We start from the raw sequence: 12486 nt of genomic DNA, 5'->3' as shown, positions 1-12486 counted from the left end.
ACGTCCTTTCATTCTAGATACGTTCGACAACAAACGCACGGCCGCGCAGAGCGTTCCGCGATAATCAAAATATTTCTTTCGGAACCCGCCCCATGATGGGGGGTTGATAGGGTATCAAATGCGACCTCATCGCAATTCACATCTCGAAAGGAAAATACAATGCTACACTGGGCCCTCGTCTTCTTTATCGTTGCGATCATCGCTGGTGTTTTCGGCTTTGGCGGAATCGCCAGCGCATCCGCTGGCATCGCACAAATCTTGTTCTTCGTCTTCCTCGTTCTGTTCGTGCTGACCTTGATCGTACGGCTTGTCCGCAAGGTATGAGCACGCAAAAAGTCGCCTGAACTTGACCCTACCAGAAAGGACTACCCGTGACTGAGCCCCTTAAAGTTGTCCCCGAAAACTCCGAAGTCCACAGCGGCGTCACAAGCGCAGTTTCCGTCGCCAAGGGCTTGCGTGATGTGCTGGCGGACACCTACCGCCTGACCTTCAAGACCCACACCTATCATTGGAATGTGGAGGGTCCGCTGTTCTTTGCGCTGCACAATCTGACAGAAGAGCAGTACGAGAACATGTTTTCAGCCGCAGACGAGCTGGCAGAGCGCATACGCGCGCTTGGTCAGTTGGCCCCCATGTCTATGAGTGAAATCACGGAAAACTCCGTGATCAATGACTTGGAAAAGACGCCGAGCGCGGGCGAAATGTGCGAGGACCTGAGCGCAGATCACGAGCGCGTCGCGCACCGCCTTCACGCATTGATTGAGATCGCTGGAAAAAACAACGATCCGGTCACCGAAGATCTAGCGACCGAGCGGTCCGCTTTTCATGAGAAGGCAGCTTGGATGCTTAAGGCGCTTTCGGCCAGTTAGGATGAGAAGGCCCCGCCAAAGATTGGCGGGGCTTTCGGTAGTGATCAGGCCTTAAGGGTCTGTGTTGAAGAAAAGAACATCGCTTGGCTCACAGCAGATCGGACTTGCTCGTCGCTAAACGGCTTAGTGATCAGGAAAGCTGGTTCGTGCTTTTCGCCCGTCAAAAGCCGCTCTGGGAACGCCGTGATAAAGATGACCGGCATTTCTCCAAGCTCGGCAATCAGATCGTTCACTGCGTCGATCCCTGAGGAGTTATCCGCAAGCTGGATGTCAGCGAGTATTAGATCTGGCTGTTCTTCTTTTCCTAACTTAACGGCTTCGCCACGTGTGCGGGCGATGCCCACCACTTCATGGCCCAACTGCTCGACGATCGCCTCGATATCGTCGGCAATGATCGGCTCGTCTTCGATGATCATCACTCGACCTGTGACACTCGCCAACATTTCGCGGTTGGCAATGATTACCAGCTCTTCCGCTTCGGCCTGAGCGACGCCCATGACCTCGGCCACTTGCTCAAAGCTCAGTCCCTCAATGGTGTTGAGCAGCAACGCCTCGCGGGTGTTCGCAGTCAGTTTCGCCAGATGACCCTGCGCGGCGGCATGCAGCCCGATCTCCTCAACCTCTACAGGCGCGCCGGAGCTCGACCAGATCCCGTGGAAGACTTTGAACAAGCCAACACGCGGGTCGCTCGTTTCGTCATAACCACTTGGATCATGCAAGATGGCCTCAAGGGTCGCCATCGCATACGCGTCGCCGCTGCTCTGGCTGCCGGTCAAAGCGCGGCTGTAGCGCCGCAAGAACGGGAGGTGCTCTCCGATACTGATTGATCTATCCATGCTGTCAGACATTTGATTACCTTATTCAAAGTTTTTTCGGAACCTAACGCATGGTTTGCGCGTTTGGTTCCGAAAAATGTGTAAATTTTATTCAAGGACGTGGTGACTCATGGCGAGCGACGAGAAAAAGATACCAGGCGCGCAGCAGATCGACGAGAATCTGAAGCGCGTGTATGAGGAGGTGGTCAACGAAGAGTTACCCGATCGGTTTAAAGAGCTTCTGGCGCAGCTGAAGTCTGGCGATACGCCAGACAGCTCGGACGCCAACCGATGAGCAGTTCTGACCCACGCGACGAGCTGGTAGAGCATTTGCCAGCACTGAGGGCGTTCGCCATGAGCCTTACGCGCAACTCGTCTACCGCTGACGACATGGTGCAAGACACCATCGTTAAAGCATGGACCAACATCGAGAAATTTCAGGCCGGGACGAATATGCGTGCTTGGCTGTTCACGATTTTGCGCAACACCTTTTATTCCAGCAGACGCAAACTCAACCGCGAGGTCTCTGACGGGGAGGGCATCTTCACCGAGACACTTGCGGTCAAACCCTCCCATGACGGCGCCTTGCAGATGACCGACTTTAAAGCGGCCTTCGCAAAGCTGAACGACGAGCAACGGGAGGCGCTCATTCTCGTCGGCGCCTCTGGTTTCTCATACGAGGAAGCGGCGGAGACATGTGGCGTGGCTGTCGGCACCATCAAAAGCCGGGTCAACAGAGGCAGGGCTCAACTGGCCATTTTGCTGAAATTGGATGATAACGACGCGCTGGAGCTAACAGACAATGCAACAATGGCTGTTCTGACGGCCAATGGCTCCTCGCCGGTATAGCAAAGGCACCTCGCGTGACTCTTCGAAAATTCCGAGACAAGGTCGACACACTCGCGTTTCGAGTGGTGTTCTTTCTAAGCCTCGCTTTGCTTCCAATTGGGCTGATCGCCGTCAATCAAAGCCGCGTGGTCACCCAAGAAGCGCAGAACAGGCTGGAGTTGTCGTTGATTGCGTGGACTGACCTTGCAGCCACGCAGGAACGCGAGTTGATCCAAGGTGCGGTGGGTGCCGCGGAGGCGCTTTCAGCCGTGTTGCCGGCGGTAAGGGATGATCCAGAGGCCTGCTTCGATCTCTTGTCAGACTATCTGCGGAAAACCCCACGTTTTTCGTTGATCGGCTTTCCGGACGCGAAGGGCCAAATGACATGCAGCTCAGCAGGTCGAGCATTCGACTTCTCGAGCAACCCTGTGTTCAAACGGATGCTCGAAGAGCAAGAACCCTTCCTGATCGTGCGTTCGAACGGACGCGTCTCCGGAGAATCCGTGATCGTCGTGCTTCACCCATACTTCAAGGACGACGTATTTGACGGGTACGTCGTCATCTCCATCCCTCACACAGGCGTAGAGAGCGATAACGTCACCGACACGAATTTGGCCCCGTTAGAGATCGTAACCTTCAACACCGAAGGTGAGGTCCTAACCTCAAGTCTTGACCTAGAAACCGTGGAAGACCGCCTGCCACATGACCGCAGCCTGAAAGCACTGACTGGATCAGGCTCGATCGCCTTTCGAGAGTTCGAAGACAACGACCACAAGCGGATTTATACCGTTACACCGATTTTGGAGAACCGCGTTTACGCGCTTAGCATTTGGGATGGAACGTCCGAGATCATCGAGGCGGCCACATTCTATGGTCCTGCCAGTTTGTTCCCTTTGCTGATGTGGCTTGCCAGTTTGGTGGTCGCTTACATGTCGCTCAACGGGCTGGTGCTGAGCCATATCAAACGTTTGCGCAAACAGATGGGCCTGTTCGCCAAGGAACGAAGAGTCCCAGACGACGCCCAATCCTCCCGTCCGGCGATGGCTCGGGAACTGCGCGAAATGGAGGATGACTTCATTTATATGGCCCAATCTCTATTGCAGGACGAAGCCAGCATGGAAGAAGCCGTGCGCGAGAAGAACATCTTGCTCAAGGAGGTTCACCACCGCGTCAAAAACAACCTGCAACTCATCTCTTCAATCATGAACATGCACATGAGGAAGGCCAAATCGTCAGAGACAAAGTCGGTGTTGAGACGCTTGCAGGACCGCATCCTTGGACTGTCGGCCGTTCACCGCAATCTATACCAGACTGACAACCTTAATCATATCAATGCCGGCAACATGCTTTCGGATGTCGTTGGGCAAATGATCTCGGTCGGGGTCGCGCCGGGGACTGACATCAAGATCACTCGGGACATAGCGGATATCACTCTTTATCCCGATCAAGCCGTGCCGCTTGCGTTGTTGACGTCGGAAGCTGTGACCAATGCGTTGAAGTACGTCGGCACCCCGACCAAAGGTCGCCCCACGATTGACATAACATTCGCCAAGATCGGCGAAGCAGAGGCATTACTTCGCGTCGTAAACTCGAAGGGCGCGATCCTGCTTGATACGGACGAAGATGGTCAGACTGGCTTGGGATCGAAGCTCATTCGCTCTTTCTCGATTCAGCTTGGTGCCCAAATTACTATTGAAGACGCCGAAACCGAATACGCAGTGAATGCCACGTTCAAGATTGCCGACTTTTCACATGAAGCGTTGGACTATTGATGGCCGAAGCTCCGGGCGCCACCTACTTTCTGACGGCGAGCGAGGCCTATCCAGCGTTTGAGCGGGCGTTTCTCAATGCTCGAAAGGAAGTCATTGCTTCCTTTCGTGTTTTCGACCCCACAACTCGGTTGCGCTCGGACGAGGCGCGGGCTGTAGGGGACACATGGGCGGACCTGATCCGACACGTGGTCGAAAAAGGTGTCAAAATCACTCTGCGCATCTCGGATTTCGACCCTATCGTTGGCTCCGATCTGCATCACGCCACGCATCTTTCGGTGAAACGCCTGCGCACTGCGGTCCGTGACAGCCCGTTACTTGACGTTCAGCCCAACTTGCACCCAGCCAAAGCCGGATTGCTGCCCCGATTCCTCCTGTGGCCGCGGACATATATCGAATTGCGCAAACACATCAGGGAATTGCGCGGTATGACTGCGGAAAAGCGTGAACGAACCTTGTCCAACATGCCTGCCTTGCGGTCTCTCATACGCGAAGATGGTGACACATTGCGCGTTCGGATTTTTCCGCCGCCGAGTCTAAGCCCAGCTACCCACCACCAAAAGGTTGCTGTGTTTGACGCAGAAAAACTCTATATCGGGGGGCTTGATTTGAACGAGCGCCGTTACGACACGCTGTCCCACGATCAGGCCGGCGAAGAAACGTGGCACGACGTTCAGGTTTTGTTGGAAGGCCCGGTGGCGCGAGAAGCTCACGCGTACCTGACAGCATTCGCTTCAGGCGATGATAAAGCACTGCAACAGCCATCCAAAAATTTGCTGCGCACCTATTCAACCAAGCGGAGTGCCCTTGCCCCGTTTTTTATGTCACCCAAAACAATACTACACGAAATCGAGGACGCGCATCTTGAGGCGTTTAAAACCGCACGAAAGCTGATCTATTTCGAAACGCAGTTCTTTCGGTATCGACGCCTGGCGACAGCATTATGCGACGCGGCCCGCACAAACCCAGAACTAAAAGTCATACTCGTTTTACCCGCAGCTCCGGATGACGTCGCATTCGAAAATTCAAAACGCAGCGACGCCCGTTACGGCGAGTATCTGCAATCGAAGTGTATCGACCAGATGAACGTTGCTTTCGGCCAGCGGTTGTTTGTTGCCGCGGCTGCTCAAGCGCGGTCCACAAGCGCCACAGACCGTGCCGCGCTGGAGGGTGCCGACCTTGTTTACGTTCACTCAAAGGTTTCCATTTTCGATAATGATCTCGCAATTGTCTCTTCGGCCAATTTGAACGGACGCAGCATGAGGTGGGATACCGAGGCCGGCGTCGCAATCACGCACGAAGCGGATGTGGCGAAACTCCGATCGCGATGCTTTGACCATTGGCTATGCGGACCCGCAGAAAATGGCGCAGCTGACCTTGAAGGAGCGTTTGACAGACTCCGGGACATCGCAATCGCAAACCTTGCTGCGGCACCCGCAGATCGCAGGGGCTTTCTACTTCCTTACCCCATGAGTCCACCTAGACGATTTGGTAGAAATCTGCCCGGCGTGCCCGAGGAACTTGTCTAAGCAACGGAATAATCAAGAGTTACTCTTGTCTCAGGCGAGCTTGGCACGCGCGCCAGCTTTAGCCGAGTTCATCGATGGGGCCCCGCTCAGCTGATACAAGCAGATCCGATACAAGATTCTTGGTACGACATTAGCGGTGCGCTGCGTCCGTTTAGAGCAACCACAAAATGACACCTGTCGCGATCGCGGCAATGGTGAGGATTGAAGCCAGAACGAGCATCTGATTGTTGGATTGCGCAGCAACGTCATGCTCGGACATGCGCGCCCGTGTTTTTCGGGATTTAGTGACGGCTGCCCAGAATATGATGATCCCTACGAGAATGAATATCTCTGACACGGCCTTGGCAATCATCGGGTATTGGGTATCCTGAAACACGGCCTTCAATCCAAGCGCCAGCGCGATACATGCCATCCCTGTTCGCATCCATCCGGCGAAAGTTCTCTCATTGGCTAGCATTGTTCTGTCCTCTGCCCATGCCGTCCGAGTGTCGGCTAGGTCAATGGAATCCGGGGACTCGGGGAGGTCGGTGCTGGGCATGGAAATCCTTCAGTTTGACACTGGCTTTAGTGCAAGAGCGCGACATGTTTAGTTGCATCACCTCGAAGAAGACATGAAGCCGCGTATTGGCGCCGTCCTCGATCCTACCCAGCTCCGCAGCATAGGTCCATGCGCACGACGAAGATCACTGTTGGCGGCCGCAAATATGAGCGCAGGGATTGGCAGTCTGGACTCAATCGGCCCGACGTGAGCGTCCAAGCTCGTCGGATCAGGGGAAAGCGGCTCTTTGCGATCCGAAGTCTCTGAACTCGCGATAGAGACCTTTCTGAGGGCCTCCAACGGACACAGTTTTCGGTTCTTTCGGAAGCTCTAAAGGCCATCGCAATATGGGTTTCGCTTTGAGCGAACAGAAACCAAGCCAATCTGTTCGCAAGCCCTTTCCGTCACAACATTGACTGATAGAGTGTCTGCAAAGAAGGAGTAGACCCATGAACGAATGGTGGCGCAGTGCGGTAATTTATCAGGTCTATCCTCGATCCTATCAGGACAGTACTGGCGACGGGGTCGGAGACCTGATGGGCATCACCAACCGTCTGGATTATATCGCGGAACTTGGCGTCGATTGCATCTGGCTGTCGCCCATCTTTAAATCTCCGCAAGCGGATATGGGCTATGACGTGTCCGATTATCTGTCTGTTGACCCGTTATTTGGCGATCTTGCGGCCTTCGAGACTCTCATAAACGAAGCACATGCGCGCGGGTTGAAAGTCATCGTCGATCAGGTGCTGTCTCACACCTCTGAAAAACACGACTGGTTCAGGCAATCCCGGCTGAGTCGGGACAATGACAAAGCCGATTGGTATGTCTGGGCCGACCCGCTACCGGATGGATCGCCACCGACGAATTGGCACAGCCATTTTGGCGGCCCTGCTTGGGAGTTCGACCCACAACGCGGCCAATACTACCTGCACAACTTTCTCGCCTCACAGCCCGATTTGAACTTTCACAACCCTGATGTCGTTGATGCGATCCTTGAGACCTGCAAATTCTGGCTCGACCTAGGGCTCGACGGCTTCCGGTTGGACACGGTGAACTACTATTTCCACGACCAGAAACTGCGTTCAAACCCGCCTGCCCAAGCCAAGTCGCAAGTTATGGCCACCGACCTGTATGGGATGCAGAACAACATCTATAACAAGACACGCCCTGAAAATATTGCCTTTCTCGAACGGCTCCGGGCGCTCACAGATCAGTATGACGACATCATGATGGTTGGCGAAGTTGGCGAGATGGGCCACAAGTCCATCGAAATCATGGGCAAATATACCGAAGGAACCAGCCGACTTCATATGGCCTACAGCTTCGCGATGTTGGGCCCTGATTTTAATGCCGAACACTTCCAGAACTGTATCGAAGGATTTCAGCGGGGTGCACCGGACGGCCACCCTTACTGGTCCTTCAGCAACCACGACGTGCCGCGCCAAGTGACCCGCTGGGCCGAATACTCAGTGTCGGAAGATGCCATGGCGCGGCTTGCTTGCGCGATGCTCATGTCTTTTGAGGGCACGATCGGCATCTATCAAGGTGAGGAACTCGGTCAGACTGAAACTGAGCTGGTATTTGAGGAACTCACTGACCCGCCTGCGATCCGGTTCTGGCCCGCTGTTAAAGGCCGCGACGGTTGTCGAACGCCGATGGTTTGGGAAAAAGAGGCGCTGAACGCCGGCTTCTCCACAGGCACGCCATGGTTGCCCGTCAAGGCCCCACAAGCTGCAAAAGCCGTTGACACCCAAGGCGATGGCAGCATTCTGGCCTGTTACAAGGATGCTATTGCGCGCCGCAAGAAAAGTCCTGCACTGAGCCGCGGATCGACGACGTTTCTGCGGATGCCAGAGCCGGTTTTGGCGTTCACTCGCACGGCAAATGATGAAACTCTAACCTGCGTATTCAATTTGTCCGTAACGCCGCAAAACTTTGACCTCAAAGGAAAAGCAGACCTGGTGCATGGAAATGCTGCGAAACTTGATGCGGCGAAATTGACCTTAGACGGAAACGGCTTCGCCTATCTTTCCCATGGAAAGGATTTCACCGTGATAGCCGTCTAAAGCAGGCTCCTTGTGTCCCAAATATCGGCCATGTAACCTTTGATCGTGCGGTCCGACGAGAAATAACCGGACCCTGCGATGTTGCGCAGCGCCAGCCTGTTCCAATGGTCCTCGTCAGCGAAGGCAAGGTCCACTTCAGCCTGTACTGCAAGGTAGCTGTCAAAATCCGAAGCAACCAGAAACGGATCATGGTTCCAAGTCGCGTCGACAAGACCATTGTATCTATCGGTATCTTCTGGGCTGAACCGTCCCTCGACAATCATCTGCAAAACATCTTGCAAAGTTGGGCTGTCCAATATCGCTGTGCGGGCATGGCCCTCGATCAAGTAGCGGTCGCGGACTTCGGCGGCGGTCATTCCGAATAGGAAGAAATTCTCGGCACCTACCTGCTCGCGAATTTCCACATTGGCCCCGTCCAGCGTGCCAATCGTCAGCGCACCGTTCATCGTGAATTTCATATTGCCGGTGCCGGACGCTTCTTTTCCTGCGGTCGAAATTTGCTCCGATAGATCCGTCGCTGGGATCAGCCGTTCTGCCATCGAAACGTTATAGTTGGCCGGGTAGACAACCTTCAGCAGATCTCCCACGACCGGATCGTTGTTAACAACATTGGCCACGTCATTTATCAAACGAATGATCTCTTTGGCCGCAAAATATCCCGGAGCGGCTTTGCCACCGAAAATCTTGACGCGGGGCGTCCAGCCTGCTTCCGGGTTGGAGCGAATGGCGGACCAACGGTGGATGGTTTCGAACACATTCAGAAGCTGGCGCTTGTATTCATGCATACGCTTGATCTGCACGTCGAACACGGCGTCCGGGTTCAGAGTGATACCCAAACGGTCCGACGCCCAATTCGACAGCGCGAGTTTATTGTGCCGTTTGGCCGCTCCAATCGCGTCCCGCACGGCGCGGTCATCCTCAAAAGTGTTCAGCTCGGACAAGCGCGCCAAATCGCTTTCCCATCCGGCACCAATTGTGTCGGTCAAGACTTTGGACAAAGCAGGGTTCGATAGTCGCAACCATCGTCTCGGTGTGACGCCATTGGTTTGGTTCAAAACCCGTGCAGGATAAAGTCCGTGCAAACCGGAAAAGACCGTCTCCTTCATCAGGTCAGTGTGCAGCGCCGAGACTCCGTTTACATGGGATGCCATGACGAAAGCCAGCGTGCCCATATGCACTTGATCGTGCTTCACAATCGCAAGATCAGCTGCACATTTTGTCGCCGCTCGGTGCTCTTGGTCGATCTGTTCGATGATCTGCATATGACGCGGCAAAACGCGCCCCATGAGCCATGTCGACCACGTTTCCAGCGCCTCCGGCAGCAAGGTGTGGTTGGTGTAGTTCAAGCAGCCCAACGCGATACGTTTGGCAGCGTTCCAATCTAGTCCATGTTCGTCCATCAACAGGCGGATGAGCTCCGGCCCGGCCAACGCTGGATGGGTGTCGTTCATCTGGATGGCGACCTTGTCTGGCAACTGCGCGAAATCGTCATACTCGCTAAGGAACCGACGGAGGATGTCCTGCAATGCGGCGGACGTCAGGAAATACTCCTGCTTCAAGCGCAATTCCTTGCCGCTGTCCGTCGTGTCCTCTGGGTAAAGGACCCGTGATAGCGTGCGCGCCAAGGCCTCCGGAGCAGCCGCCGCGGTGTGATCGCCCGAATTGAACTGCTCCAGATCGAAGAGTTCCGTCGGATGCGCGCCCCAAAGGCGCAATGTGTTCGCCCATTTGCCTTGCCACCCAACGACCGGCATATCGTAGGCGCGGGCATATACAGTCTCGGAAGGCTGCCAGACTGATTGGCCGTCCAGATGACCTTTGAAGGAGATGGTATAGCGCGCCTCTGGGCGTTCGAATTCCCAAGGGTGCGGCTGGTTCAGCCAGTCTTCAGGATGCTCAACCTGCCGACCACTTTCGAACAACTGGCGAAACAGCCCGTGTTCGTAGCGGATGCCATAGCCATAAGCAGGGCATGCGAGTGTCGACATGCTTTCGAGGAAACATGCGGCCAACCGGCCCAGCCCACCATTGCCAAGTGCTGCATCGGGTTCATCCTCGATCACATCAGCCAGCGAAACGCCCTCTCCCTCCAGAACGTCCTGCACCGTTTCAAACAGGCCCAGATTCATCATTGCGTCGCCAAGGATGCGACCAATCAGAAATTCAAGTGAAAGGTAATAAACGCGCTTGCCCTGCGCCTCGTAGGTTTTGCGCGTCGCGGCAAACCAAGGTTCGATTATGAGATCACGCACGGAATAACTCACCGCCATGCGCCAATCGTAAAGGCTCGCATGTGGTTTATCCTTGCCCAACGTGTAGGTCAGGTGCTGAGTGATACGGATCCGCAGCGCTTCTGCAGAGAGATCATTCATAGCATTCATCCCTGATATCCTTTGACTGCTCAGCGAAGCTATCTGATGTCAGGTAATCACATCAGGTTCAACCCGACCCGTCATCGCAGTCAAATCCGATAGCGCCATTGCGGCGTCACGCACCCTTGCCAACGCCACTTCGGGTTCCATTTGCAGCTTGTCATCAGCGGTCTCTAGCTGCTCCAGATAGATGCGGATCGTTGCCCCTTCAGTCCCAGTGCCAGACAGACGGAATACAGCGCGCGCGCCATCTTTGAATACGATGCGCAGACCCTGCCCGGCGGAATGGGATCCATCCACAGGGTCGTCATATGCAAACTCGTCCGCAGTCTCGACGGTCAGGCCCGCAATTGCCGTTCCGGCAAGTGAGGGCAGCTTGGCTCGCAATGCCTCGACCATCGAATTGGCCTTGCCGCTATCGACGTCTTCATAATCGTGGCGCGAGTAATAGCATCGCCCGTGGGACTTCCAAAGATCTGCCATCAAATCTGCAACCGATTGTTTGGTCTCTGCCAGAATGTTTAGCCACAGCAAAACCGCCCAAAGCCCGTCCTTTTCGCGAACATGGTCCGACCCGGTGCCAGCGCTTTCTTCGCCGCAAAGCGTCACCTTGCCTGCATCCAGCAGGTTGCCGAAGAACTTCCAGCCGGTCGGTGTCTCGTAGCAGCCAATGCCGAGGCTTTCGGCCACCCTATCCACCGCACGCGACGTCGGCATTGAGCGCGCAACCCCTGCCAGCCCGCCTTTATAGCCCGGCGCCAGGTGTGCTTTGGCGCAAAGTACTGCGAGGCTGTCCGATGGCGTAACATATGCACCCCGCCCTACGACCATATTGCGGTCCCCATCACCATCAGAGGCCGCACCAAAATCGGGCGCATCTGCGCCGTACATCACATCCATCAATTCCTTTGCCCAAATCGGGTTCGGGTCAGGATGCCCTCCACCAAAATCAGGGCTCGGAACTCCGTTCACCACAGTTCCCTTGGCGGCTCCCAGCTTGCCCTCAAGGATCTCGTGCGCATAAGGGCCAGTCACCGCATGCATGGCGTCGAAGCGCATGGTGAAGCCACCCGCAAACAGCGCTCGGATCTTGTCAAAGTCGAAAATCGTCTCCATCAGGGCCGCGTAGTCTTCGACAGGGTCGACAATCTCGACCTCCATATCTTCATGGCTACGTGTGCCCAGTGTGTTGATATCTACACCGCCAGAGGCCGTGATCTGGTACATCTCAATAGTCGTCGTGCGCGCGAATATCTTATCTGTGACAGCTTCTGTCGCAGGGCCGCCATTTGGCCCGTTATACTTCAAGCCGAAATCCGCATCCGGCCCGCCCGGGTTGTGACTTGCCGACAGGATCAAGCCCCCGTCCGCGCTACGTAGTCGAATAAGGTGGGACACCGCCGGCGTCGACAGGATACCCCCCTTCCCTACAATGCACTTCGCCGCGCCATTGGCTGCCGCCATGCGCAAAATGATCTGTATCGCATCGTCGTTGAAAAAGCGCCCATCGCCCCCCACCACGAGCACTTTGCCCTGAACGCCGCCAATACCGTCGAATATGGCCTGCACATAGTTTTCAAGGTAGCGGGGCCTCTTGAAGACGGCCGTTTTCTTGCGCAACCCGCTTGTGCCGGGTTTTTGGCCATCAATCGGATCCGTGCGAACTGTTTGCATCGGCATAGTCTCTCCTCCCCTTTTTT

The 12486-nt window shown here is 55.2% G+C and carries 11 protein-coding genes; 7 read left to right on the top strand and 4 right to left on the bottom strand.

What is annotated here, in order from left to right; all coding sequences use genetic code 11:
- Positions 1-159 precede the first annotated feature (159 nt).
- Positions 160-324, top strand: a complete 165-nt coding sequence (locus tag BM352_RS05965) for a DUF1328 domain-containing protein (protein WP_090213773.1) — start codon at positions 160-162, stop codon at positions 322-324.
- A gap of 47 nt (positions 325-371) precedes the next feature.
- On the top strand, positions 372-869 hold the full coding sequence (locus BM352_RS05960) for a Dps family protein (protein ID WP_090213771.1): 498 nt from the start codon (positions 372-374) through the stop codon (positions 867-869).
- Between the two features lie 44 nt (positions 870-913).
- On the opposite strand, the gene BM352_RS05955 is transcribed toward BM352_RS05960, so the two are convergent.
- Positions 914-1717, bottom strand: a complete 804-nt coding sequence (locus BM352_RS05955) for a response regulator (RefSeq protein WP_090213769.1) — start codon at positions 1715-1717, stop codon at positions 914-916.
- Positions 1718-1814: 97 nt separating this feature from the next.
- On the opposite strand from BM352_RS05955, the gene BM352_RS18925 reads away from it, so the two are divergent.
- The 4 genes from BM352_RS18925 to BM352_RS05940 are packed head-to-tail and all read left to right on the top strand — an operon-like array spanning position 1815 to position 5810.
- Positions 1815-1979 (top strand): NepR family anti-sigma factor, encoded by a 165-nt coding sequence (locus tag BM352_RS18925; protein ID WP_175500630.1) that lies wholly within the window; start codon positions 1815-1817, stop codon positions 1977-1979.
- Entirely contained in the window at positions 1976-2533 is a 558-nt protein-coding gene (locus BM352_RS05950) for an RNA polymerase sigma factor (protein WP_090213766.1), read from the top strand. Before BM352_RS18925 ends, BM352_RS05950 begins: the two co-directional genes overlap by 4 nt.
- A 14-nt stretch (positions 2534-2547) precedes the next feature.
- Positions 2548-4284, top strand: coding sequence for a sensor histidine kinase (locus tag BM352_RS05945; RefSeq protein ID WP_090213763.1), 1737 nt, complete (start codon positions 2548-2550; stop codon positions 4282-4284).
- Positions 4284-5810: a phospholipase D-like domain-containing protein gene (locus BM352_RS05940; protein ID WP_090213760.1), complete on the top strand. Its 1527-nt coding sequence runs from the start codon at positions 4284-4286 to the stop codon at positions 5808-5810. Before BM352_RS05945 ends, BM352_RS05940 begins: the two co-directional genes overlap by 1 nt.
- A 151-nt stretch (positions 5811-5961) precedes the next feature.
- Here BM352_RS05940 and BM352_RS05935 read toward each other — a convergent pair whose 3' ends face one another.
- Positions 5962-6348, bottom strand: coding sequence for a YidH family protein (locus BM352_RS05935; RefSeq protein ID WP_090213758.1), 387 nt, complete (start codon positions 6346-6348; stop codon positions 5962-5964).
- A gap of 449 nt (positions 6349-6797) precedes the next feature.
- Between BM352_RS05935 and BM352_RS05930 the strand changes: the two genes are divergently transcribed.
- Positions 6798-8414 (top strand): alpha-glucosidase family protein, encoded by a 1617-nt coding sequence (locus BM352_RS05930; RefSeq protein WP_090213755.1) that lies wholly within the window; start codon positions 6798-6800, stop codon positions 8412-8414.
- Here the strand turns inward: BM352_RS05930 and BM352_RS05925 are convergent.
- Together BM352_RS05925 and BM352_RS05920 are read right to left on the bottom strand one after the other, a co-directional pair.
- On the bottom strand, positions 8411-10786 hold the full coding sequence (locus BM352_RS05925) for a glycogen/starch/alpha-glucan phosphorylase (RefSeq protein ID WP_175500629.1): 2376 nt from the start codon (positions 10784-10786) through the stop codon (positions 8411-8413). The two genes, BM352_RS05930 and BM352_RS05925, sit on opposite strands and share 4 nt — an antisense overlap.
- A gap of 48 nt (positions 10787-10834) precedes the next feature.
- Positions 10835-12466, bottom strand: coding sequence for an alpha-D-glucose phosphate-specific phosphoglucomutase (locus tag BM352_RS05920; protein ID WP_090213750.1), 1632 nt, complete (start codon positions 12464-12466; stop codon positions 10835-10837).
- Between the last annotated feature and the right edge of the window lie 20 nt (positions 12467-12486).

The organism is Litoreibacter janthinus (genome assembly GCF_900111945.1).
Classification (GTDB): domain Bacteria; phylum Pseudomonadota; class Alphaproteobacteria; order Rhodobacterales; family Rhodobacteraceae; genus Litoreibacter; species Litoreibacter janthinus.
This window is presented reverse-complemented; position numbering and strand designations above follow the sequence as displayed.